Annotated in this window: 20 protein-coding genes; 12 read left to right on the plus strand and 8 right to left on the minus strand. The window is 72.6% G+C overall.

Features of this window, described 5'->3' with window-relative positions:
* The first annotated feature begins 18 nt into the window (after positions 1 to 18).
* Positions 19 to 2,259: a formate C-acetyltransferase gene (gene pflB / locus ODJ79_RS14475; RefSeq protein ID WP_263023944.1), complete on the plus strand. Its 2,241-nt coding sequence runs from the start codon at positions 19 to 21 to the stop codon at positions 2,257 to 2,259.
* Complete coding sequence (gene pflA / locus ODJ79_RS14480; protein ID WP_263023945.1) at positions 2,256 to 2,990, plus strand: pyruvate formate-lyase-activating protein; 735 nt, start codon at positions 2,256 to 2,258, stop codon at positions 2,988 to 2,990. The genes pflB and pflA overlap by 4 nt, the downstream gene beginning before the upstream one ends.
* A gap of 328 nt (positions 2,991 to 3,318) precedes the next feature.
* On the opposite strand, the gene ODJ79_RS14485 is transcribed toward pflA, so the two are convergent.
* Positions 3,319 to 4,293, minus strand: a complete 975-nt coding sequence (locus tag ODJ79_RS14485; RefSeq protein WP_263023946.1) for an Acg family FMN-binding oxidoreductase — start codon at positions 4,291 to 4,293, stop codon at positions 3,319 to 3,321.
* A 145-nt stretch (positions 4,294 to 4,438) separates the two neighbouring features.
* Between ODJ79_RS14485 and ODJ79_RS14490 the strand changes: the two genes are divergently transcribed.
* From ODJ79_RS14490 to ODJ79_RS14505, 4 genes are read left to right on the plus strand one after another with little or no spacing between them, the layout of a single operon-like run.
* Positions 4,439 to 5,224 carry an electron transfer flavoprotein subunit beta/FixA family protein gene (locus ODJ79_RS14490; protein ID WP_263023947.1) on the plus strand — a complete coding sequence of 262 codons (786 nt, stop codon included), beginning with the start codon at positions 4,439 to 4,441 and terminating at the stop codon, positions 5,222 to 5,224.
* 23 nt (positions 5,225 to 5,247) lie between these two features.
* A complete protein-coding gene (locus ODJ79_RS14495; protein WP_263023948.1) occupies positions 5,248 to 6,204 on the plus strand; it encodes an electron transfer flavoprotein subunit alpha/FixB family protein in 957 nt (318 codons plus the stop codon).
* A gap of 2 nt (positions 6,205 to 6,206) precedes the next feature.
* A complete protein-coding gene (locus tag ODJ79_RS14500; RefSeq protein WP_263023949.1) occupies positions 6,207 to 8,315 on the plus strand; it encodes a (Fe-S)-binding protein in 2,109 nt (702 codons plus the stop codon).
* Between the two features lie 22 nt (positions 8,316 to 8,337).
* On the plus strand, positions 8,338 to 9,366 hold the full coding sequence (locus tag ODJ79_RS14505; protein WP_263023950.1) for a hypothetical protein: 1,029 nt from the start codon (positions 8,338 to 8,340) through the stop codon (positions 9,364 to 9,366).
* Positions 9,367 to 9,419: 53 nt separating this feature from the next.
* On the opposite strand, the gene ODJ79_RS14510 is transcribed toward ODJ79_RS14505, so the two are convergent.
* A complete protein-coding gene (locus tag ODJ79_RS14510) occupies positions 9,420 to 10,250 on the minus strand; it encodes a helix-turn-helix domain-containing protein (protein WP_263023951.1) in 831 nt (276 codons plus the stop codon).
* 197 nt (positions 10,251 to 10,447) lie between these two features.
* On the opposite strand from ODJ79_RS14510, the gene ODJ79_RS14515 reads away from it, so the two are divergent.
* A complete protein-coding gene (locus tag ODJ79_RS14515) occupies positions 10,448 to 11,257 on the plus strand; it encodes an SAM-dependent methyltransferase (RefSeq protein ID WP_263023952.1) in 810 nt (269 codons plus the stop codon).
* Positions 11,258 to 11,260: 3 nt separating this feature from the next.
* Here the strand turns inward: ODJ79_RS14515 and ODJ79_RS14520 are convergent, their stop codons facing one another.
* Complete coding sequence (locus tag ODJ79_RS14520; protein WP_263023953.1) at positions 11,261 to 12,793, minus strand: multicopper oxidase family protein; 1,533 nt, start codon at positions 12,791 to 12,793, stop codon at positions 11,261 to 11,263.
* Positions 12,790 to 13,212, minus strand: coding sequence for a hypothetical protein (locus tag ODJ79_RS14525; RefSeq protein ID WP_263023954.1), 423 nt, complete (start codon positions 13,210 to 13,212; stop codon positions 12,790 to 12,792). The genes ODJ79_RS14520 and ODJ79_RS14525 overlap by 4 nt, the downstream gene beginning before the upstream one ends.
* 68 nt (positions 13,213 to 13,280) lie before the next feature.
* On the opposite strand from ODJ79_RS14525, the gene ODJ79_RS14530 reads away from it, so the two are divergent.
* Complete coding sequence (locus tag ODJ79_RS14530) at positions 13,281 to 13,715, plus strand: MarR family winged helix-turn-helix transcriptional regulator (RefSeq protein ID WP_263023955.1); 435 nt, start codon at positions 13,281 to 13,283, stop codon at positions 13,713 to 13,715.
* Positions 13,716 to 13,767: 52 nt separating this feature from the next.
* Positions 13,768 to 14,178, plus strand: a complete 411-nt coding sequence (locus ODJ79_RS14535) for a rhodanese-like domain-containing protein (protein ID WP_263023956.1) — start codon at positions 13,768 to 13,770, stop codon at positions 14,176 to 14,178.
* 9 nt (positions 14,179 to 14,187) lie between these two features.
* On the opposite strand, the gene ODJ79_RS14540 is transcribed toward ODJ79_RS14535, so the two are convergent.
* Both ODJ79_RS14540 and ODJ79_RS14545 read right to left on the minus strand, forming a co-directional pair.
* Positions 14,188 to 15,909, minus strand: coding sequence for a hypothetical protein (locus tag ODJ79_RS14540; RefSeq protein ID WP_263023957.1), 1,722 nt, complete (start codon positions 15,907 to 15,909; stop codon positions 14,188 to 14,190).
* Positions 15,906 to 16,646: a hypothetical protein gene (locus ODJ79_RS14545; RefSeq protein ID WP_263023958.1), complete on the minus strand. Its 741-nt coding sequence runs from the start codon at positions 16,644 to 16,646 to the stop codon at positions 15,906 to 15,908. The genes ODJ79_RS14540 and ODJ79_RS14545 overlap by 4 nt, the downstream gene beginning before the upstream one ends.
* Positions 16,647 to 16,818: 172 nt before the next feature.
* Here ODJ79_RS14545 and ODJ79_RS14550 point away from each other — a divergent pair, with 172 nt between their 5' ends.
* The 3 genes from ODJ79_RS14550 to ODJ79_RS14560 all read left to right on the plus strand — a co-directional run bounded on the left by ODJ79_RS14550 (position 16,819) and on the right by ODJ79_RS14560 (position 21,347).
* Positions 16,819 to 17,805: an Acg family FMN-binding oxidoreductase gene (locus ODJ79_RS14550; RefSeq protein WP_263023959.1), complete on the plus strand. Its 987-nt coding sequence runs from the start codon at positions 16,819 to 16,821 to the stop codon at positions 17,803 to 17,805.
* 105 nt (positions 17,806 to 17,910) lie between these two features.
* Positions 17,911 to 18,498: a DoxX family membrane protein gene (locus ODJ79_RS14555; RefSeq protein WP_263023960.1), complete on the plus strand. Its 588-nt coding sequence runs from the start codon at positions 17,911 to 17,913 to the stop codon at positions 18,496 to 18,498.
* 41 nt (positions 18,499 to 18,539) lie between these two features.
* Complete coding sequence (locus tag ODJ79_RS14560) at positions 18,540 to 21,347, plus strand: M36 family metallopeptidase (RefSeq protein WP_263023961.1); 2,808 nt, start codon at positions 18,540 to 18,542, stop codon at positions 21,345 to 21,347.
* A 54-nt stretch (positions 21,348 to 21,401) separates the two neighbouring features.
* On the opposite strand, the gene ODJ79_RS14565 is transcribed toward ODJ79_RS14560, so the two are convergent.
* Together ODJ79_RS14565 and ODJ79_RS14570 are read right to left on the minus strand one after the other, a co-directional pair.
* The gene (locus tag ODJ79_RS14565) at positions 21,402 to 22,097 is read right to left on the minus strand and encodes a ubiquinol-cytochrome c reductase iron-sulfur subunit (protein ID WP_263023962.1); all 696 of its coding nucleotides are present in this window, start codon (positions 22,095 to 22,097) and stop codon (positions 21,402 to 21,404) included.
* Positions 22,094 to 22,642: an RNA polymerase sigma factor gene (locus ODJ79_RS14570; RefSeq protein WP_263023963.1), complete on the minus strand. Its 549-nt coding sequence runs from the start codon at positions 22,640 to 22,642 to the stop codon at positions 22,094 to 22,096. Before ODJ79_RS14570 ends, ODJ79_RS14565 begins: the two co-directional genes overlap by 4 nt.
* Positions 22,643 to 22,644: the final 2 nt, after the last annotated feature.

Genomic DNA, 22,644 nt, shown 5'->3' on the forward strand with positions numbered 1-22,644 from the left:
ATGGACGAAGGAGGGCCCATGGGCACCGCATCGCAGGACGGCTGGCGTGGATTCCACGGCGAGGAATGGCGCGACACGATTGACGTCGGCCGGTTCATCCATGACAACATCCGGCCGTACGAGGGCGGGCCGGAGTTTCTCGCCGGGCCGACGCCGCGGACCGAGCGGATCTGGCGGCATCTGCAGCTGATGTTCGTGGAGGAGCGGCGCCGCGGTATCTACGACGTCGACGCGCACACCCCGTCGACGATCACCTCGCACGCACCCGGGTACCTCGACAAGGACCACGAGCTGATCGTCGGCCTGCAGACCAGTGCGCCGCTGCGCCGGGCGATCATGCCGAGCGGCGGCCTGCGGATGGTGCAGAACGGCCTCGCCGCGTACGGGTACAGCCTCGACTCGACCGTGCGGACGATCTACTCGCAGTACCGCAAGACGCACAACGACGGGGTGTTCGACGCCTACCCGGCCGACGTGAAGGCGGCTCGCCGCTCGCACCTGATCACCGGGTTGCCGGACGCCTACGGCCGCGGCCGGATCATCGGCGACTACCGGCGGGTCGCGCTGTACGGCGTGGACCGGCTGATCGCCGAGCGGGCGGAGCGCAAGGCGGAGCTCGACCGGAGCCTGTCCAGCGAGGACGTGATCCGGGACCGGGAGGAGCTGGCCGAGCAGATCCGGGCCCTGGAGGACCTGCGGTACATGGCCGACCGGTACGGGTACGACATCTCCGCGCCGGCGACCACCGGCCGGGAGGCGATCCAGTGGCTGTACTTCGCCTACCTGGCCGCGGCCAAGGAGCAGAACGGCGCGGCCATGTCGCTCGGGCGTACGTCAAGCTTTGTCGATGTTTTCCTGCAGCGCGACATCGAGGAGGGCACGCTCACCGAGGAGCAGGCCCAGGAGCTGATCGACGACTTCGTGATCAAGCTGCGGATCGTCCGGTTCCTGCGCACGCCGGAGTACGACGAGCTGTTCTCCGGGGATCCGACCTGGGTGACCGAGGCGATCGGCGGGATCGGCTGCGACGGCCGTCCGCTGGTGACCCGGACCAGCTTCCGGTACCTGCAGACTCTCTACAACCTCGGGGCGGCGCCGGAGCCCAACCTCACCGTGCTGTGGTCGCCGCGGCTGCCCGAGGGCTTCAAGCGGTTCTGCGCGCAGGTCTCGATCGACACCAGCGCCATCCAGTACGAGAACGACGAGCTGATCCGGCCCGCTTATAGTGACGACACGGCGATCGCTTGCTGCGTGTCGGCGATGCGGGTGGGCAAGGACATGCAGTTCTTCGGCGCCCGCGCGAACCTGGCCAAGGCGCTGCTGTACGCGATCAACGGCGGCCGCGACGAGATCACCGGCGATCAGGTCGCCCCCGCGTCCGCGGCGGTGACCGACGACGTGCTCGACTACGACACGGTCCTGGCCGCCTACGACCGGACGCTCGACTGGCTGGCCGAGACCTACGTCGACGCGCTCAACGTCATTCACTACATGCACGACAAGTACGCGTACGAGCGCCTCGAGATGGCCCTGCACGACTACCCGGTGCACCGGTTCATGGCCACCGGCATCGCCGGCCTCTCGGTCGCCGTGGACAGCCTCGCCGCCATCAAGTATGCCCAGGTCAAGGCGTTGCGGAACGAGGACGGGCTGGTCGTCGACTACGCCGTGGACGGCGAGTTCCCGGCCTTCGGCAACAACGACGACCGGGCCGACACGATCGCCGTGGACCTGGTCGAGCGGTTCATGGCCAAGATCAGGCGGCAGCCCACGTACCGGAAGGCGGAGCCGAGCCTGTCGATTTTGACCATCACCTCGAACGTCGTGTACGGCAAGCACACCGGGAACACGCCCGACGGCCGGCGAGCCGGCGAGCCGTTCGCGCCCGGCGCCAACCCGATGAACGGCCGGGACCGGCACGGGCTGGTCGCGGCGGCGCTGTCGGTGGCCAAGCTGCCGTACCGGCAGGCCCGCGACGGCGTCTCGCTCACCACCACGGTCACCCCGGACGGGCTCGGCCACTCCCGCGAGGAGCGGGTCGAGAACCTCGCCGGGATCCTGGACGGCTACACCGACGCGGGCGGCTTCCACCTCAACGTCAACGTGCTGAACCGGGCGACCCTCGAGGACGCGATGGCCAACCCCGACAAGTATCCGCAGCTCACCATCCGGGTCTCCGGCTATGCGGTGAACTTCGTCCGGCTCACCAGGGAGCAACAGCAAGACGTCATCTCCCGTACGTTCCACGGCTCGCTGTGACCACCACCGGCAGCCTGCACTCGTGGGACGTCTCGACCGGCGTCGACGGGCCGGGGACGCGCTTCGTCGCGTTCCTGGCCGGCTGCCCGCTGCGCTGCCAGTTCTGCCACTCCCCCGACACCTGGTACCGGCGCAGCGGCCATCCGGTCACCGCTGACGAGCTGCTGCGCGAGATCCGGCGGTACGAGCGGTTCATCAAGGTCGCCCACGGCGGGGTGACGCTCAGCGGCGGCGAGCCGCTGCAGCAGCCCGCGTTCACCCGGGAGGTGCTGCGCCGTAGCCACGAGATGGGACTGCACACGGCGCTGGACACCAGCGGGTTCCTCGGCGACCGGGCGGACGACGACCTGCTGTCGGCCGTCGACCTCGTGCTGCTGGACATCAAGTCGGGCGACCCGGCCACGTACCGCAAGGTCACCCGGACCGGGCGGCTGAGCCCGACCATCCGCTTCGCGCATCGGCTCGCGGAGCGAGGCATGCCGATCTGGGTACGGTTCGTGCTCGTCCCCGGGCTCACCGACGAGCGCGCGAACGTCGACGCGGTGGCCGCGATCGCCGAGGACGTGCCCACCGTCGAGCGGGTCGAGGTGCTGCCGTTCCACCGGCTGGGCGCACCGAAGTACGCGGCGCTCGGGCTGCCGTTCCCGCTGGCCGACACGCCGCCACCGGGGACCGCGACCATCGAGCGCGTACGCGACCAGTTCCGCGACCACGGCCTGACCGTCTACTGAACCGAGGGCAGGCCGGCCGAGGGCTTGTGGTCCCACAACTCTGATCCAGGTATCGCAGGCCGAGATCGCTCGCCCAGAAGTCGCCGTCGTCAACGAACCCGTGGTGCCGGCCGAACGACGTGAGGCTGGTCGCGTCGATGCCCTTCATCGCGGTCTGGGTGAGCCCGAGCAGCCAATCCGGATCCTCGCCCTCATGTTCGGCCCGCCCGGAATGCAGCCCTTCGAACAGGTTGGCGAGGTCGTCGACCTGGCGCCGCGCGAACCTCTGCTGGAGCCTCTCCATCGGGTCCAGCCGGACGGCCACGCAACGCCCGAACCCCGGTAGGGTCTACCGCGCGCGGTCGGGCAGCAGCACCTCGGAGAGCGGCCGCCGCGGCGAGCGGCCGGCCACCTTGCCGTAGCCGACCCGCAGCACCATCTGGGCGGACAGTCCGGTCGCCGGGTCGGTGAGCAGGCGCCGCGCCTGGGGCACCTCGACCGGCTGGCTGATCGGCGTGGTGGCCAGGTTCTGCCAGGTCGCGGTCAGCAGCACCCGCTGCAGCGCCTGTCCGGCCCGCAGCCAGTCCGGCCGCGCGTCGCCGGCGGTGGCGAGCACCAGGATGGTCGGGTACGGCTCGAACGGCTCGGCCGGCCGGAGTTCGGACAGTTCGCCGAAGTCGCGGACCGGCACCGCCTCGAGGGCGTCCCACGGCCCGACCGCCCAGGGCGCCACCCCGTCGTGCCGGACGCCCTGCCCGGCCCAGCGGTCGAGCTCGGCGTGGTAACCGGGGCCACCCTGCAGCCGGCGGCCGGCCTCGGCGGCCATCGCCAGGATCCGGTCACGCCCGGCCGGGGTCGCGATCGTGAGCACCGCGCCCTCGTGGCGCGCGGCGTCGACGAGGCGGCGCAGCGCCTCGGGCGGCACCGGCAGCTGGGCGAACGGCCACCGGTTGGTGTGCCGATGCGGGATGGCGGCGGCGAGCGCCTCGGTCGTCGCGCTGACCGCGGTGGGCGCCCCGGCCACCACCCGGGCCACCAGCTCCGGCTCGGCCGGGCTCGGGAACGGGGTCGTCTCGCACCGGTACCCGGCCTGCTCGATCGCCAGGCGGAGAGTCAGGACGGCGGCACCCACGCTGATCAGTTGCTCACGCCCGGCCGGGTCGATCACTTCCAGGCGGCGCGCGGGATCGGCGTACACGTCCACCACCGGCCCATCCAGCCGGAACCGCCACGGCTGGCTGTTGTGCAGCGACGGCGCGGCCGTTGCGGTGCGCACGCAGTCCGCCAGGACCCGGCGGGACGGCGGGACGGTTGTCGTGTTCATGGGATCAGCCCCCTCCTCTTCCGAGCTTCGGCCCGGCCGGCCCGCCGGGACAGGGCGATCGGTCCTCTCCGGGCGGGCCCTTGGTCACTCTGGCCAGATCGACGGCGATCGTCCTAAACTCGCGTTCAGCCCAGGGAGGTCCACCGTGCGGATCGTGGTGCTCGTCAAGCAGGTACCGTCCATGGACGACGGCCTGTCCTTCGCCCCCGACCACACCCTGGTGCGCGACGACCGGCCCGCCGCGCTCAACGCGGCCGACTGGTGCGCCGTCGATCAAAGCCTGCAGATCGCCGTACGCCGCCGCGACGTGCAGATCACCGCCGTCACGATGGGTCCGCCGGCCGCGGTCGGCGCCCTGCACACGGCGCTCGTGCTCGGCGCCGACACGGCCGTGCACGTCCGGGACGACGCGCTGCACGGCTCGGACGCGCTGGCCACCTCCCGGGTGCTCGCCGCCGCGGTCGACCGGCTCGGGTTCGACCTGGTGCTGTGCGGCTCCTCGTCGGCCGACTCGGGGATGTCGGCCGTGCCCGCCATGGTCGCCGAGCGGCTCGGCGTGCCCGCGCTCTGCTTCGCCGACCGCCTGGTGGCCCGCGAGCGCCGGGTGGAGATCCACCGGGACGACGGCGGCGGCGACCGGCGGGTGCTGGCCGCGGCGCCGCCGGTGGTGGTCTCGGTGACCGAGCGGTGCGGCGAGCCCCGCTACCCGCGGTACGTGTCCCGGTTGGACGCCCGGGACAAGCTGATCTCGGTGTGGACCCTGGCCACGCTCGGCATCGAACCGGCCGAGGTGGGACTGGCCGGCTCGGCGTGCGTCGTGCGGGCGACCACCCCGCGGCGCGGCGGCCGGCCCGGCGAGCTCGCCACGGGCGACTCGACCAGCGTGGCGATCCGGGTGGCCGACTTCCTGGCCGAGCGCCAGTTCCTGTAGACCGGCGAGTTCGGGAGGCGCGCGTGGCGGAGGTCCTGGTGCTGGCCGGGCGGCGGAAGCCGCGTGCCACCGCTGCGCTGCTCACCGTCGCGCGGCGCCTCGGCAGGCCGGCCGCGGTGCTCGGCGGCACGGCCGATCGGCCGAGCATCGACCTGCTGGGCCGGTTCGGCGCGGCGACGATCTACTCGGTGGTCGCGCCCGAGGTGGACGAGCATCCGGTGGCCGCCCGGGTGGAGATGCTCGTCCGGCTCGCCGGCCTGCGGCGGCCCGCCGCGATCGTGATCGCCTCCGGCCGCGACGGCCTCGAGATCGCCGGGCGGGTGGCGGTCCGGCTGGACTCCGGCGTCCTCAGCGACGTGATCGACGTGACGGCCGGCCCGGACGGCCCGATCGCCACCCAGTCGGTGCAGGGCGGCGCGTACCTGGTGGAGTCCAGCGTGGCGCGGGGCGTCCCGATCCTCGTGGTCCGCACCGAGCATGTCACGCTCGCCCCGGCGCCGGTGGAACCGGAGATCCGCGCGCTGCGGGTGCCCTTCTCCGACCGGGTACGGGCCGTGCACAGCCGCGCGCAGACCCGCGACCTCTCCACCGCCGCCGTGATCGTCGCCGGCGGTCGCGGTGTCGGGTCCGAGCAGGGGTTCGAGCTGGTCCGCCGGCTCGCCGCCGCGCTCGACGGGGTGGCGGCCGGCTCGCACGCCGCGGCCGAGCAGGGCTGGTGCCCGCGCGAGGCGCAGGTCGACCAGGTCGGCACGATCGTGCATCCCAGCCTCTACCTGGCGCTGGGCATCTCCGGCTCGCTGCGGCACCGCTGCGGCATGCACGGCGCCGGGACGATCGTCGCCATCGACCGCGACCCGGACGCCCCGATCTTCCAGCTGTCCGATCTCGGCGCCGTCGGCGACGTGCACGAGGTCGTGCCGGAACTGCTCGCCGAGATCGAGCGTCGCCGGGCCCAACCCGTCATCTTCACCGAGGAGTGAGAGTGGTCGTACGACTCGTGCTGGGCCTGGCGATCACGCTGGCCGTGCTGGCGGTGGCCGGTCGCCGCGCGTTCCAGCTGTACCGGATCGGGCGTACCGGGCAGGCGGTGGAGCCCGGCCGCACGAGCGGCGTGGGCAAGCGCGTCCTGGCCGTGACCACCGAGGTGCTCGGGCAGCGCAAGCTGTTGAAGTGGAGCGTCCCCGGCGCCGCGCACTTCGCGGTGTTCTGGGGCTTCACCATCCTCTTCGCCACGATCATCGAGGGGTTCGGGGCCCTGTTCGACCGGGACTTCCACATCCCGATCATCGGCACGATGACCTGGCTCGGCTTCCTCGAGGACCTGTTCATCGTGGCCGTGCTGGTCAGCCTGGCCGTGTTCAGCGTGATCCGGCTGCGGCAGAGCCCCGAGCGGGAGGGCCGCCGGTCCCGGTTCTTCGGCTCGCACCTGGGCCCGGCCTGGCTGGTCCTGTTCATGATCTTCAACGTGATGTGGACGCTGCTGCTCTATCGCGGGGCGCAGATCAACACCGGCAATTTCCCGTACGCCCATGGCGCCTTCGCCTCCGAGGCGGTGGCCAAGGTGCTGGCGCCACTGGGCTCCACGGCCAACGATGTCCTCGAGACGGTCGGCCTGCTGCTGTCGCTCGGTGTCGTGCTCGCCTTCCTGGTGCTCGTCCTGTACTCCAAGCACCTGCACATCTTCCTGGCCCCGATCAACGTCGCGTTCTCCCGCCGCCCCCGAGCCCTGGGCGCGCTGCTGCCGGTCTACTCCGGCGGCAAGGAGGTCGACTTCGAGGACCCCGGCGAGGACGACAAGATCGGCCGCGGGGCGATCGAGGACTTCACCTGGAAGGGCCTGCTCGACTTCGGCACCTGCACGGAGTGCGGCCGCTGCCAGTCCCAGTGCCCGGCCTGGAACACCGAGAAGCCGCTCAGCCCCAAACTGCTGATCATGAGCCTGCGCGACCACGCCGCGGCCAAGGCGCCGTACCTGCTGGCCGGCCCCGATACTTCCGCTCTTCCGAAGGATGTGCTCGCCGAGGCCGAGCGCTCGCTGGTCGGCCTGGTCAGCGAGGGCGGCGTGATCGACCCGGACGTGCTGTGGTCGTGCGTGACCTGCGGCGCCTGCGTCGAGCAGTGCCCGGTCGACATCGAGCACGTCGACCACATCGTCGACATGCGCCGCTACCAGGTCCTGATCGAGTCGCAGTTCCCCAAGGAGGCGCACACCCTGCTGCGTAACCTCGAGCGGGCCGGTGACCCGTGGGGCCGCGGCGCGCAGGCCCGCCTGGAATGGATGGCCGGGCTGCCGTTCGAGGTACGCGTGCTCGACGAGGGCCAGCAGCTCCCCGCCGACGTCGACTACCTGCTGTGGGTCGGCTGCGCCGGCTCGCTGGACGAGAACGCCAAGAAGACCACCCGCGCCGTGGCCGAGCTGCTTAACGAGGCCGGCGTCCAGTTCATGGTCCTCGGCGGCGCGGAGACCTGCACCGGCGACGCCGCCCGCCGGCTCGGCCAGGAGCTGCTCTTCCAGGAGCTGGGCAAGCAGAACGTGGAGACGCTGAACGCGGCCGGGGCCAAGCGGATCGTGGTCACCTGCGCGCACTGCTTCAACGCGCTCGGCAACGAGTACCGGCAGCTCGGCGGCGACTACGAGGTCCTGCACCACACCCAGCTGCTGTCCCAGCTGGTCGCCGAGCAGAAGCTGGTGCCGGTGCACCCGGTCGAGGCCGCGGTCACCTACCACGACCCCTGCTACCTGGGCCGGCACAACCGGGTCTTCTCCCCGCCCCGGGAGATCCTGGCCGGCGTGCCCGGCGTCCGGCTCACCGAGATGCCCCGCAGCCACGAGAAGTCGTTCTGCTGCGGCGCGGGCGGCGCCCGGATGTGGATGGAGGAGACGATCGGCACCCGGATCAACGAGACCCGCACCGACGAGGCGATCGCCACCGGCGCCGAGCTGATCACCGCGGCCTGCCCGTACTGCATCGTCATGCTCACCGACGGCGCCAACGTCCGTAAGCAGCAGGGCAAGGCCGCCGACGAGCTGCAGGTCATCGACGTGTCGCGGGTCCTGCTGCGGTCGGTCCGCGACCCCGAGGCCGGCTAGGACGTGTTGCTATTGTCGCCCGGTGCTCAGCTACCCGTGCCCGAGTTGCGGCGCCGATCTCGAGTTCGCACCCGGCACTGCGGTCCTGCGCTGCCCGCACTGCGGACACGAGACCGCGATCGCCGGTTCGGCGGCGGCGATCGGGCGGCATCCCTACGACCAGCTGATTCGCAGCCGGCGCCGGCGGGTCGCGTACGCCGGGGCGACCGTGTTCTCCTGCCCGGGCTGCGAGGCGCGGACGGAGACCACGAATCTCGCCCGGCGCTGCCCGTTCTGCGGTACGCCGCTGGTGACCGAGGCGAACCCGCGCGAACAGTTCGTGCCCGACGGGGTGTTGCCGTTCGCCGTCGACCGGGCCGGCCTGCTCGACCACGTACGCCGCTGGATCGGTCACCGGCCGCTCGCCCCGGACGCGTTGAAGCAGGTCACCGAGCTTGAGTCGTGGCGCAGCACGTACCTGCCGCATTGGGTTTTCGATGCCACCCTGGCGCCGGACCCGCGCTGGCACCGGGTGCCCGAGATGCGCAGCGCCGCCCGGACCCGGGTCCGGCAGAGCGACGTGACGGTCCCGGCCAGTGCGGTGGTGCCGACGGCCGACCAGACGGCGTTGGCGCCGTGGTCACTGGCGTCGGCGCGGCCGCTGACCCCCGAGTTCCTCGAGGGCCACGAAGCGGTCCGGTACGACGTCGAACCGGACGCGGCCGTCGACACCGCGAAAGCGACCATGCTCGACCGGGTGCGGGAGGCGCGGGAGGGCAGCCGGGATATTGCGCTGAGCTCCTCGTACACGAGCTGGGACTTGTGGAAGGACCCGCATTACTCCGGGCTGGACGTCGCGTTGGTGCTGCTTCCGGTCTGGGTCTGCACGTACGTCTATCGGGGGCGCGACTTTCACGTTTACCTCAACGGTGACACCGGGACGGCGTCCGGCGAGTTCCCGGAGAGCCGGTTCAAGGTCGCGCTGATGCTGATCGGCTTCTTCGTCGGGCTGGCCGCCGTCACCGGCGTCGTGCTCTGCCTCTATCTGCTCAAGGAGCAGATGTTCAGCTGACGACGCGCTCGCTCGTCGCCACGATGCGGCACTGTCGGGGCATGCCGCGCCGCTCAGCCGCCGAGGTCTTTCAGTGCGCCGCGCAGGATCGCCGGGGTCTCGCTGAGCGGTGCCGCCTCGATGAACAGCCGGCCGATCGCCGCCGTGTACCGGTCGACCTCCTCGCTCCGGTCCAGGTACAGGCCGCCGGTCATGTGCTCGATGTACACCACGTCGGACAGTTCCTGGTACGGGAAGCGCAGCACGCTGAAGGCGCCGCCCGACGCCGCGTGCCCGCCGGCGGCAAACGGGATGACCTGCAGCTGCACGCCCGGCAGATCGGTCAGCTCGAGCAGGGCGGCGACCTGCCCGCGCATCACCTCGACTCCCCCGATCGGGCGGCGCAGGACCGCCTCGTCGAGCACGGCCCACAGCTTCGGCGCGTCCGGCCGCAGCAGCAGCTGCTTGCGCTCCATCCGCAGGCGGGCGCGCCGCTCGATCTCGTCGCGGTTGCTCGGGTCGTAGCCGAGGCTGATCACCGCCCGGGCGTACGCCTCGGTCTGCAGCAGACCCGGGACGAACTGGATCTCGTACGTCCGGATCAGCTCGGCGCCCTGCTCGAAGTCGAGATAGGTCTGCAGCCAGGTGTCCAGCACATCGCCGTACTCGTGCCACCAGCTCGGGGAGTTGGCCTCGGTCACGAAGGCCAGCAGCCGCCGCCGCTCGTCCGGATCGTGTACGCCGTACAGGGTCAGCAGGTCGGCGACGTCGCGTTCCTTGAACCCGACCCGGCCCAGCTCCATCCGGCTGATCTTGGATTCCGAGGCCCGGATCGGATGACCAGCCTCTTCACGGGTCAGCCCCGCCGCCCGGCGCAGGGCACGCAGGCGCGCGCCGAGTTGCATGCGGCGCACGGTCGAGCCGCCGCCCGTTATTTGGTTCACTAAAGTCCGCCTGCCGAAAGTCGCCCGCCGGATGAAAAATCCATCCGTTTGCCCCGGTCGTCCACATTGGAACAGCGTGATCTTCGCGAGCTAGCATACCGACGAACAGGCTGATAGGAACGTAGCCGTAAGGACATTTCCCCAGCGGGAGGGCCACCATGACCGACAACGAGGCCAGCGCCAAGCTCGACACCAGCATCCCGCACTCCGCCCGGGTCTGGAACTACTGGCTCGGCGGCAAGGACAACTTCGAGGTGGACCGCCAGGTCGGTGACCAGTTCTCCGGCTTCTACCCGGACATCACCGTGGTGGCGCGCTCGTCCCGCGCGTTCCTCAAGCGGTCGATCACCTACCTGGCCCAGGAGGCCGGCATCCGCCAGTTCCTGGACATCGGCACCGGCATGCCCACCGCCGAGAACACCCACCAGGTCGCCCAGGCCGTCGCCCCCGACGCCCGCATCGTGTACGTGGACAACGACCCGCTCGTGCTGGTGCACGCCCGGGCCCTGCTCACCGGCACGCCCGAGGGCGCCACCGAGTACATCGACGCCGACCTGCACGAGCCGGCCGACATCATCAAGGCGGCCGGGCGCACCACGCTGGACCTGTCCCAGCCGACCGGCCTGATCCTGATGAACATCCTCGGCCACGTGCCCAACCTCGACGAGGCGGTCAGCATCGTGCGCCAGCTGCTGGCCGCGCTGCCGTCCGGCTCCTACCTGGTCACCGCCGACGGCACGAACGTGCTCGACGGCCCGGCCTTCGAGGAGGCGATCGGGGTCTGGAACGCGAACGCTCCGCTCTCCTACCACCTGCGCCGGCCCGAGGAACTGGCCCGCTTCCTGGAGGGCCTCGAGGTCCTCGAGCCCGGCCTGGTGCCGTGCAACAAGTGGCGACCCAGCCCCGACGCGGCGGGCGACGACCTGCGCGAGGTCGACGAGTTCGGGGCGGTCGGCCGCAAGCCGTGATCGTCAAGGGCGGACGGTGACGACGCCCATCATCCCCATGTCCTCGTGCTCGAGGTTGTGGCAGTGGAAGACGTACCGTCCGGGGTGGTCGGTGAAGCGCACCAGGATGCTCGCCTGCTCGGCCGGTCGCAGATCCACCGTGTCCTTCGGGCCGTGGTCGTAGGCGCCCGGCCCGCCGATCCCCCGCGACAGCACCCGGAACGACGCCAGATGCAGGTGGATCGGATGGTGGAAGTCCGAGCTGAGCCGCCAGATCTCGGTGTCACCCAGCCGGGGATCGGCGGCGGCCACGGCCGGGTCGAACGCCTGCCCGTTGATCGTCCAGCCCGGCATCCCGTGCACCTTGCCGTGCCGGAACCGCAGGTCACGGGTCACCGTGACGGGCGCGGCGGGCGCCGGTGACGGTGCCAGCCGGTCGGGCACCCGGCTGGTGTCCGGGCCGGCCGGGCCGATCCGGAACCGCATGACCGGCGTCGTGGTGCGATCGCCGTACGCGTTCCGCAGGGTCACCACGTCGCCCGGGCGGTAGCGGCCGAAGTCGACCACCACGTCGAACCGCTGCGCCGGGGCGATCTCCACCGCGTCGTGCACGATCGGGCTCTCCAGCAGACCGCCGTCGGCGCCGATCTGCACCAGCGCGCCCGGCGGGTCCAGGGTCAGGCGGTACCGGCGGGCGTTGGACGCGTTCAGCAGGCGCAGCCGGTGCCGGGCCGCGCGCACGTCGGCGACCGGCCACGGCACGCCGTTGACCAGGATCACGTCGCCGAGCACCCCCGACCCGTACGGGTCGTGCACGCCCGGCGTGTGTGTCAGCGTCGGGTCGAGGCTGGGGTAGCGCAGCGACCCGTCCGCGTCGAACGACCGGTCGGCGATCATGATCGGCAGGTCCCGGTCGCCGGAGGGCAGCCCGAGCGCGTCCTCGGCCGGGTCGCTGACCAGGTGAAACCCGGCAAGCCCCCGCCACACCGCCGGACCGGTGAAGTCCATCCGGTGGTCGTGATACCAGAGCGTGGCGGCCGGCTGGGTCATCGGATACACGTAGTCACGGCTGCCGTGCGTCATCGCCCCGTCCATGTGCGCGTGCTCGCCGGGCCGGCCGACCGGGTAGAGCAGGTCGGTCGGGAAACCGTCCTGCCCGGCCGGCGTGTGCCCGCCGTGCAGGTGCACCACGACCGGCACCGGCAGCTCGTTGCGGTGGGTCACGACCGTGCGCCGGCCGCGCACCGACCGGATCGTCGGCCCCGGGAACAGACCTTCATAACCCCAGATCTGGGTACGCACGCCGGGCAGGATCTCGACCAGTGCGGCTCGCTGCGTGACCCGGTAATGGTCGCCGCTCGCGTCGGAGCGCACCGGGGCCAGCACCGGCGGCACCCGGAACGGCAGCGTGAACGGCCTGGGCAGCGCGATCCGGCTGGGCAGCAGCTCACCGGTCGAGCTGGCGCCGCGTACCCCGGAAAGCAGGGGAACCCCCACCACCGCGGCCGCACCGGCCGCGGAGAGACCACCCAGCAGGCGCCGCCGGCTCAGGCTCACGACCGCTCCCCCACCGACGCCGTGCCGGTGGGCCGGGGCGCGACCGCGACCACCGCCGGGCGGTAGCGCCACGACCACGCCGCCAGCAGACCGCCGGTCAGGATGATCAGCACGCCGAGCGGGATGTGCAGCGCTAGCACCCGGGCGAAGCCGAGCGCGATCTGCGCCGCGATCAGCCCGAACAGCCCGAGAAAGGCCAGCGTCGGCCAGATCGGGCCGCGGCCGGGCCACCGGATCAGGGCCGCGGCGGCCGCGGCGGTCAGCACCGCGACGCCGGCGTAGGTCGCGTTGTCCCGGTGGGTCTGCAACGCCGGAAAGGCGCCGGCGAGGAACTGGCCGGCGAACACGGCCTGGTCGAAAAGGAGCAGGGCGGCCAGCGACGAGGTGAGTCGCAGCGGCCAGCGGATCCACTGATGCACCCGCCGACCATATCCTCTCAGACGAGAATATCTCAAGCGAGAACTTCTCTGCTGAGTAGAGTGGGGTCATGGCAGGGAGCAACGCGGTCGGCGTCGAGATCGGTCAGCTGCTGGCGGGCGCGCACAAGCGGGCGACCCGCCGGTTCGGCGGGGAGCTCGCGCCGCTGGGCATCGACGGCCGCCTGTTCGGCGTGCTGAACACGCTCGGCCGGCTCGGACCGTGCACCCAGGCCCGGCTGGTCGCCGAGCTGGACGGCGACAAGTCGACGATGATGCGCTCGGTCGACGAGCTGGAGGCGCTGGGCCTGGCCGTGCGCCAGGCGGTACCCGGCGACCGGCGGGCCCGCGCGGTCGCGCTCACCGACGAGGGCCGGCAGCGGCTGGCCGCCGCCCGCGCGACCGCCGACCGGGTGGCCGGCGAGTTGTTCGCCGGCCTGTCCGACACCGACCGCACCGCCCTGCGCGACCTGCTCGCCGCCTTCCTCCGCAGCCTGCCGGACTGAGAACGGGCGAGCATCCCCGTTTCCCCGCCGGCGGGTCGGGCATGATCGCGGGATGACGACGACTCTCGGCGGAGTGGACGCGGCGCTGGAGCGCGCCCGCGAGGGCATGGACCGCCTGGACCCGGACGAGACGGTGGCGGCGGTGGCGGCCGGCGCCCTCCTGATCGACACCCGCACCGACCGGCAGCGGGCCCGCCAGGGCGAGCTGCCCGGGGCGATCGTGATCGACCGCACCGTCCTGGAATGGCGACTGGACCCGCTGTCGGACAGCCGCATCGCCGAGGCCACCGGCCACGACCTGCACATCGTCGTCGCCTGCCGGCAGGGCTACAGCTCCAGCCTCGCCGCGGCCAGTCTGCGCGCGCTCGGCCTGCACCGGGCCACCGATCTGGCCGGCGGCGTCGAGGCATGGCTCGCGGCGGGCCTGCCGACCACCCAGGGCCCGGCGGACGTACGAGAGTGAGCGGGGCCGTCAGAGCAGCCAGGTGATCGGATTCGCCGGATCGGGCCGGTAGCGGCACGTGGCGCCGGTGCTGACCCGCTCGTACAGGTGGCGACCCAGCTCGGGCTGCGCCTCGGCGACCCGCCCCAGCGCCGCCACGATCGCCTTGCGCACGGCGACCCGCGCCCGTTCGGCGCTCGACCCGCTCTCCCGGGCCCGGCCGCCCAGCCCGGTCACCGAGCGCAGGTGCGCCTCGATCGCCGCCCGCTCGGCCGGCGGCGCGGTGGCCAACCGCCGCCGGTACTCGGCCAGCGCCCGGGCGTCGGCGTCCGGACCCAGCCCGCCCTGCCGCACCGTCTGCGGGCCGGCCAGGTCGAGCGCCGGGATCTCGGTGTCCGGCCGGGACAGCAGGCAGTGCAGGTACTCCAGCCCGCGCATCCCGGGCACGGTCACCGGCGCCGCGTCCGGCCCGACGCTCCACAGCCCGCCCTCGGCGCGCCGCAACCGCATCCGGCCCGCGTCGCCGCCCGGGGCCGCCGCTTCCAGCCGCTCGCGCCACCAGACCGCCCCGATCCGGCGGTAGGTGGCCAGCGCCCGCTCCCGCTGGCGGGCCGCGGCCGTCGCGTTGCCGAGCAGCGCGTTGCCGCGGGACAGGGTGTCGTCGGTGGTGCCGTGGAACATCACCGCCCCCGCGTTGATCACGGCACGGTTCTCGTACGGGGTGAGCAGCTCCACCGCCGCCGCGACCACCTCCCGCACTCCCCCGGCCAGCGCGGCCTCCAGCACGCACTGGACCGTGAGCAGCCAGTCCCCGTCGGCCGGCAGCCCGGCCAGGGTGTCACCGCCGAACTGACCGGCCACCGCGGCGGCCCGGTCCGTACGCCCGGCCGCCGCCCAGAGCAGGCCGGCCTCGGCGAGCACCGTCGGCGCGCCCTCGGTCGTCGCCCACTCCTGGTAGACGGCGGCCTCGGCGGCGCAGGTCGCCCGGTCGCCGCGCAGCATCGCCGGGTAGGCGGTCATCAAGTGCCCGATCCCCTCGACGTCCGCGACGAACGCCTGCCCGGCCGCCTCCTCGGCGATCTCGCGCAGGAGGGGCGCGGTGTCCAGCCGGCCGAGCAGCAGGTCGGCGGCGAGCCGGCGGGGCGCCGCGAAGAACCGCGCCTCGGCGTCCGCGGCGCCCAGCTCCTCCAGCGCGCGCAGGTGGCGATGGATGCGGGGCAGGTCGAGCAGCTCCCACGCCACCGTGAGCGCCCACAGGTACGCCTGCAGCCGGGCCTGCGGGTCGCGCAGGTGGGCCACCACGTCGTCCAGCTCCTGCGCCCAGCCGCGGCGCCGGTCCAGGTCGTCCGGCCCCCAGTGCGCGGTCAGGGTCGCGTCGAGGCAGTCGGCCAGCAGCACCGGGTCGCCCTCCGCGCGGGCCAGCTCCAGGGCGGTCGTGGCGAACGGCGCGGCCCGGTGCGGCCGGCTCGCGTACGCCCAGACCCGGGCCAGGGCGGCGGCGAGCCGGGCCCGGTCGGCCGGCTCGGTGGCCCGCACGTAGACGTCGTGCAGCCGGGCCGGGATCAGGCCCGGCTGCACGTCGAACCGCTGTCCCCGGGCCAGCGCGAGCACCGCCCGGATCGCCGCCGGCAGGTCGCCCGCGGCGAGCGCGAGGTCGGTCGCCTCGGCGTACAGCGGGCCGGCGTCGGCGCCGCGACCGGCCGCACGGTGCCCGTCGGCCCGGTCGAGGAGTCGCCGCACGTCGTCGCTCATGGGCGCAGCAGCTCCACTTCCGCCGCGTGCTTGCGGACGGTCGCCTCGTCCCAGTCGCCGGTGCAGGAGATGGCGATGTCGGTGATCGAGCCGTTCTCGACGTCGGCGCGGAACATCTCCCGGCAGTACCAGTCCGCGCCGTTGTCGTCGGTCCAGCGCTCGGTCATCTGCATCACCCAGCCGCGCGCGGTGAGATCGAGCCGCTCCACGGTGACCGTCCCCGGCCACGGGTGGCCCTGGGTGCGCAGCGCCATCAGGTCGGTGGCGGTGCCGGCCTGCACCCGCCACTGCGGCAGCGTCAGGTCGCCGAACACGTCCGGGGCGAACAAGTCCCCGGGCTCCGCACCCGTTTCCAGCCAGCGCACGAACCGGTCGGCGGTCATGTGCGCGTCGACCACCCGCTGGACCTTCGCCAGCTCCTCGGCCGGGCTGAACTCGATCACGCTGGTACCGGCGGTGATCAGTGGGAGGTGGCCGGGCGGGGCGTGGTAAGCGTCGCCCTCGGCGTACGTCTCCTCGCGGTCCACCCACCGGAAGGTGATCTGCCCGGCGGTCACCACGCCCCAGTGCGGGCAGCTGCACCGGTCGCCGGGCAGCCCGGCGAAGTAGGGCGCGGGGTCGACGTCCCGCGGGAACCGCTCGAACGAGACGGTGTACTCGCCGAGGCCGGCGTACCGGCCCTGGATCAGCTCGTGGTGGATCGCGACCGGGGTGGTCATCTCACGTGCGCTGGGCATCGCTTCCTCCTTCAGAAGATGCTGACACCCGATAGGCGTGAGGTCCCGCGTCACATCGGGTAACCGTCGAAGTTCCGGCGTACTCCCAGGCCGGTCGCCAGGGCACGCGGGACCTTTGACCCTGACCCGGCCGCGCCGTCGGAGGGACCGTGGTGTGCAGGAGGTGCCCGCCATGAATCGCCCGACCATCAGCGCGACCGGCGTCGCCGTCGTCGCGTACGACGAGTCCGACCTGCGCCACGCCGCCGAGGCGGGCATCCGCGCGCCCTCGCTGCACAACAGCCAGCCGTGGCTGTTCGGCCTGCGCGACGGCGCCGTCGAGATCCGCATCGACCCGCGCCGGCAGTTCGGCACCGGCCGGTCCGGCTGGGCCGCCCGACTCGCCTGCGGGGCCGCCCTCTACAACGCCCGGCTGGCGCTCGCCGCGGCCGGCCACCCGCCCGTCGTCGACGCACACCCCGACCCGGCCGACCGCGACCTGGTCGCCCGGCTGACCCCGGCCGAGCCGCGGCCGCCGACGTACGCCGAGGCGGAGCTGTACGACGCCGTCGCCCGCCGGTACAGCAACCGCGGCCCGTTCTGGCCTGCCCCGGTCCCGGCGGAGGTCCGCCGGGCACTGCTCGCGGCGGCCCGCGACGAGGTCGCCTGGCTCGACCTGCTGGTCGGCGCCACCGCCCTCGCCGCGGTCAGCGAGATCGCCTACAGCGCCGACCGGGTGCTCCGCCGCGACGCCCGCTACCAGGCCGAGCTCGCCACCTGGACGCACGCCGACCAGGCCCCCGACGGCGTTCCCGCGCAGGCCGGCGCGCCGCTGCCCGAGCCGCAGGACCTCCTTCCCCAGCGGCTGTTCACCGACCGTCGGCGGGTGCCCGGCCGGGACTACGAACCGGAGCCGCTGGTCGGCGTGCTCGGGGTGACCGGCGACCGGCCGGCCGACCAGATCCGGGCCGGCCAGGCCATGCAGAAGGTCCTGCTCACGGCCACCGCGGCCGGCCTGGACACCTCGATGATCAGCCAGCCGATCGAGGTGCCCGCGGCGCGCGAGCAACTCCGCCGCTCGCTCGGCCGATCCGGCAGCCCGCAGATCCTGATCCGCTTCGGCTACGGCACCCCCGGCCACCCGACCCGGCGGCGCGAGGTCGCCGACGTCCTCATCTGATCCTCATCTGATCGAAGTCGGTCGGGCAGAGGGGACTTTCGGCCCTGACCCCCGTCAAGGCCCTTGGCGTTCACTCATAGCCAAGGACATCGATGGGAGGACACCATGACGACCACCGGCCGGGACGCTCACCACCTCGAGAACGTCCGGGCGCCCGGCACCCCACTGAGCGCGGCCGCCGCGAAGGCGCTAGCGGTCCTGCGCATCTCCACCGGTTTCGTATTCCTGTGGTCATTCCTCGACAAGTGCTTCGGCCTCGGGTACTCGACCCCGTCCGCCAAGGCCTGGATCAACGGCGGCTCCCCCACCAAGGGCTTCCTGTCCAACGTCGACGTCGGCCCCAGCGGCCTGCAGACCTTCTTCCACGACATCGCCGGCAAACCCTGGGCCGACTGGCTGTTCATGCTGGGCCTGCTCGGCATCGGCCTGGCCCTCGTCCTCGGCATCGGCCTGCGGGTCGCCGCCGTCGCCCTGGTCGTGCTGATGGCCCTGATGTGGCTGGCCGAGTTCCCGCTCGACAAGACCACAGCGGACGGCAAGCCGAGCGGCTCGTCCAACCCGATCACCGACTACCACTTCATCTACGCGGTCACCGGGGTGGTCCTGGCGCTCACCTATGCCGGGCACACCTGGGGCCTGGGCCGGTGGTGGGCCTCGCTGCCGATCGTGCAGAAGAACCGCTGGCTGATCTGATCGATGTTGAAACCGGTCGATCGGTTTGCCAGTCTGGCCGGATGAGAAAGAACCTCAGACGTACCCTCGCCGGGGGCGTGGCACTGGCCATCGGCATCACGCCGGCCGTGGCCGGGAGCGCCCCCGCGACGGCGGCCCCCGGTCCGGCGCCCTCGACGGCGGCCACCGCCGCCCCCGGAAACTACGACGCGCGGCACGATCCCGCGCTCGCCGGCGCGCTCGCCACCCGGGCGGCCGCGCTCTCCGCCCGGCCCTCGGTCCAGACCCTCCGCGCCCAGCTGGGTGATCAGGGCATCGTCGACATCGACCCGGTCACCGGCACGCCCCGCCAGGTGGCCCGGCTGGACGGCTTCCTCACCGGGCCGTCCCGCAAGCCCGCCGTACGGGTCGCCAAGGACTACCTCAAGGCGCACGCCGACCTGTTCGGCGTGGACCCGGCGACGCTGCACCTGAGCCGCGACTACCTGGACATCGCCGGCACCCACCACCTGAGCTTCCTGCAGCGGGTCGGCGACGTGCCGGTCTTCGGCAACGGCATCCGGGCCGACGTGGCGAAAAACGGCGCGCTGGTCCAGATGACCGGCTCGCCGGTGCGGCAGCTGCCCGCGTCGCTGGCCGGGGCCAGATTGTCCGGCAGCCAGGCGCTCGACACGGCCCGCCGGGACGCCCGGGAGACCCGCCCGACCGCCGGCGACAAGGCCCAGCTGGTCGCCTTCCCGACCGCGGGCGGCCTGCGGCTGGGCTATCGGACGCTCACCATGCAGGCCGGTTACCTGCACGTGGTCGACGCGCAGACCGGGCGTGTCCTCTACCGGCAGAGCCTCACCGCCCACGACGCCGGGCCCGACGCGCTGGTCTGGGACAACTACCCGGGCGCCCCGGCCGGCGGCAAGCAGCGGCGCGTCTCGCTGTCGAAGTGGGTCACCCCGTACGCGAAGAACCTCACCGGCAACTCGTCGCACGTGTTCTCCGACCTGAACGACGACAACGTCGCCAACCCGGGCGAGGAGGTCGGCCAGAGCTCCCCGGGACACTTCACCTACCCGCTGAAGACGTTCACCGGCGAGCTCTGCTCGGCCCAGTACCAGTGCACCTGGGACCCGTTCAAGGCGTTCTCCTGGCAGGACAACCGGGCGATGGACGCCGCACAGCTGCTCTACTTCACCTCGGTGTTCCACGACCACCTGCTGGCCGCGCCGATCGGCTTCACCCGGGCCGCGGGCAACTTCGAGACGCGCGACGGCGACCCCGTACAGGTGAATGATCTTGATGGGGCGAACACCGACAACGGCTTCCCGGACGAGAACCACGTCGACAACGCGAACATGGCGACGCCGCCGGACGGCACCTCGCCCACGATGCAGATGTACCTGCAGCCGGCCGCGAACACGCCGGCGGCGGACGACCCGTACGTGCCGTCCGACGTCGGCAACGAGGCGTCCTCGGTCTACCACGAGTACACCCACGGCCTGTCCAACCGTCTCGTCGTGGACGCGGCCGGGGTGTCGACGCTCAACGGGCCGCAGTCGGGCGCGATGGGCGAGGCGTGGAGCGACTGGTACGCCTACGACTACCTGCAGAGCGTCGGGCTGGAGAAGGACACCGCCAAACCCGGCGAGCTGGTGATCTTCGAGTACTCGACGGCCGGCGCGAACACCATCCGCACCCAGCCGCTCGACTGCCCGGTCGGCGCCCCGGCGGCGGTCTGCCCCGGCCGGCCGAACGCGGGACCGGGCGGGTACACGTACGGTGACTACGGGAAGATCTCCCGCCGCGGCCCGGAGGTGCACGCGGACGGCGAGATCTGGGCGGAGACGCTCTGGGACCTGCGCACCGCGCTCGGCTACCGGCTGACCGAGTCCCTCGCCACCCGGGCGATGGAGCTGTCCCCGGCCGACCCGTCCTTCCTGGACATGCGCAACGCGATCCTGATGGCCGACCAGGTGGTGGCCGGCGGCCGGCACCGTACGGCCATCTGGACCGTCTTCGCGCACCGCGGCATGGGCTTCTTCGCCGCGGCCGTGGACGGCTCGGACACCGCGCCGGTCGAGGACTTCTCGATGCCGCCCGCGCCGCACTCGCCGAGGAGCTCGATCGCGGGCACGGTCACCGACCGCAGCACCGGACAGCCGGCCGCGGGCGTCGCGGTCACCTTCGGCGGCCACGCCTCCGGGTTCGCCGGCTCCTACGCCGCGGTCACCGACCACAACGGCCACTACCAGATCAAGAACATTTTCCTGGGTACGTATCAGAAGGTCGCCGCCGGCGGGGCCGGGTTCGAAAGTCAGATCAAGACGGTCACCGTGGTCGCCGCCCCGGGCACGGTCGACTGGTCGGTCCGCCGCGACTGGGCCGCGGCCCAGGGCGGCGCCTCGGTCACCGCCTTCGACGGCGAGGACAACAGCGGCTTCGGCTGCGGCCCCGGCCAGGCGATCGACATGTCGCAGGGCACCGGCTGGAGCTCCGACGCGGTCGTCACGACCGGGACGGCGATCGAGCCCCGCTCGGTCACCATCGCGCTGCCGGCCGCGGTCAACCTGGCCTCCATCGAGATCAACCCGACCGGCAACTGCGGCGACGACCCGAGCTCCTCCACCGGCGACTACCGGCTGGAGACCTCACCGGACGGCGCCGCCTGGACGGTGGCGGCCACCGGCCACTTCGGGACGGCCGACCGCAACCGGATGAACCCGGTGAGCCTGTCGGCCGGCACGTCCGCCGTGAAGTTCCTCCGCTACACGATGCTCGGCACCCAGGTCGCCGACGAGGGCGGCCACTGCCCGAGCCAGTCCACCGGCTGCGCGTTCGTCGACACCGTCGAGATCGGAGCGTACGGCGCTCCGGCCTGACCGGAACGAGCCCCGCCGGGGATGTCACCCCGGCGGGGCCAGCAGTGCACCGCCTCAGTCCGCCGTGGTCCGGGGGACGAAGACCTGGATCTGCCCGCTCTGTTCGCGGGCCCGGATCTCCGGCAGGCGGCCCGGCTTGGTCTTCAGCTGATAATGGATCACCTCGCCGTCGAGCGCGAAGAACGTGCGGTGGCAGGGGCAGTCCAGCCGACGCTCGGGAAGGTTGAGCAGCAGCCGGCAGGCCTGGTGGGTGCAGATGCCCGAGCGGGCGCTGACCACGCCGTCGACGCGGTGGAGGTAGCCGGTCACCGCGCCGGTGTCGAAGGTGCGCGCATCGCCCTCGGCAAGGTCCTCGCTCGCCATGACCGTGTGCCAGGCGCCGTCATTCGGTGACAGGGTGGGCGACGGCTCGGCCGTCGTGGGCGCCGCCACCGTGCGGTCGACCACGACGGCGACGACGGCGGCGCCGGCCGCGGCGGCGGTGCCCGCGAGAAGTTGGCGGCGCCGGCCGGTCGGTGGACGGCCGACCTCGGGCTCGGCTTCGCCGGCCCGCGCCATTTCGGTGGCCACCTTGGCCCGCAGGTCGGCCAGGAACTCGGGGCGCGGCATGGCCCCCTCCGGCTCGGCGGCTCGCAGCGCGATCGCCGCGCGCAGCGCGTCCGCCTCGTCGTCGGTGGGCACGAAGCGGCCCGGCCGGCGCTGGCGCAGCAACCGGTCGATGTAGGCGGAGATCCGGCGCACCCTGTTCACCGCCCTTCCGCGTCGATGAGTTTCGCCGCCGCTCGCAGTGCTCGATATTGCAGAACCTTGGCGTGGGTGATACTGACGCCGAGGTTCGCGGCCGCCTCGCGGATCGACGCGGCCTGCAGGAACCTCAGCTCCAGGATTTTCCGGTATCGCTCGGGGAGCGCCGCGAGCAGCCGCCGTACCTGGCCCTCGGCTTCCGGCCGGCCGGGCGGCGCGGCGTACTCGTCGGCGATGGCGTCCGGGTCGATCGAGGTTACCTGGCGGCCCAGCGTGCGACGCCAGTGCTCGGCGAGCGTCGTCCGCGCGGTGGCCCGCAGGTACGCCCGTACCTCGCCGATCGAGGCGTCGGGACGCAGCCGCGGCATCGCGGCGAGGAACACCTCGGTCGTCAGGTCCTCGGCGTCCGGCCGGTTGCCGACGCGGCTGAACATCAGCCGGTAGACCCGCTCCGCGTTGTCCCGGTAGACCTCTTCCCAGCTCGGGTACGTCTCAGCGCCCACCAGCCGCAGAACGCGTGGCTCCGGGGGCTGCGGATCCGCAACCGCCATCG

The sequence above is a fragment of the Actinoplanes sp. KI2 genome (assembly GCF_025630775.1).
Classification (GTDB): Bacteria; Actinomycetota; Actinomycetes; order Mycobacteriales; family Micromonosporaceae; genus Actinoplanes.

Bases quoted from the DNA above. Each gene is read 5' to 3' on its own strand.
- pflB (WP_263023944.1), top strand. From the start codon at position 19: ATGGGCACCGCATCGCAGGACGGCTGGCGTGGATTCCACGGCGAGGAA.
- ODJ79_RS14485 (WP_263023946.1), bottom strand. From the start codon at position 4,293: ATGAACACGACAACCGTCCCGCCGTCCCGCCGGGTCCTGGCGGACTGC.
- ODJ79_RS14510 (WP_263023951.1), bottom strand. From the start codon at position 10,250: ATGCAACTCGGCGCGCGCCTGCGTGCCCTGCGCCGGGCGGCGGGGCTG.
- ODJ79_RS14515 (WP_263023952.1), top strand. From the start codon at position 10,448: ATGACCGACAACGAGGCCAGCGCCAAGCTCGACACCAGCATCCCGCAC.
- ODJ79_RS14530 (WP_263023955.1), top strand. From the start codon at position 13,281: ATGGCAGGGAGCAACGCGGTCGGCGTCGAGATCGGTCAGCTGCTGGCG.
- ODJ79_RS14535 (WP_263023956.1), top strand. From the start codon at position 13,768: ATGACGACGACTCTCGGCGGAGTGGACGCGGCGCTGGAGCGCGCCCGC.
- ODJ79_RS14540 (WP_263023957.1), bottom strand. From the start codon at position 15,909: ATGAGCGACGACGTGCGGCGACTCCTCGACCGGGCCGACGGGCACCGT.
- ODJ79_RS14545 (WP_263023958.1), bottom strand. From the start codon at position 16,646: ATGCCCAGCGCACGTGAGATGACCACCCCGGTCGCGATCCACCACGAG.
- ODJ79_RS14550 (WP_263023959.1), top strand. From the start codon at position 16,819: ATGAATCGCCCGACCATCAGCGCGACCGGCGTCGCCGTCGTCGCGTAC.
- ODJ79_RS14555 (WP_263023960.1), top strand. From the start codon at position 17,911: ATGACGACCACCGGCCGGGACGCTCACCACCTCGAGAACGTCCGGGCG.
- ODJ79_RS14560 (WP_263023961.1), top strand. From the start codon at position 18,540: ATGAGAAAGAACCTCAGACGTACCCTCGCCGGGGGCGTGGCACTGGCC.
- ODJ79_RS14570 (WP_263023963.1), bottom strand. From the start codon at position 22,642: ATGGCGGTTGCGGATCCGCAGCCCCCGGAGCCACGCGTTCTGCGGCTG.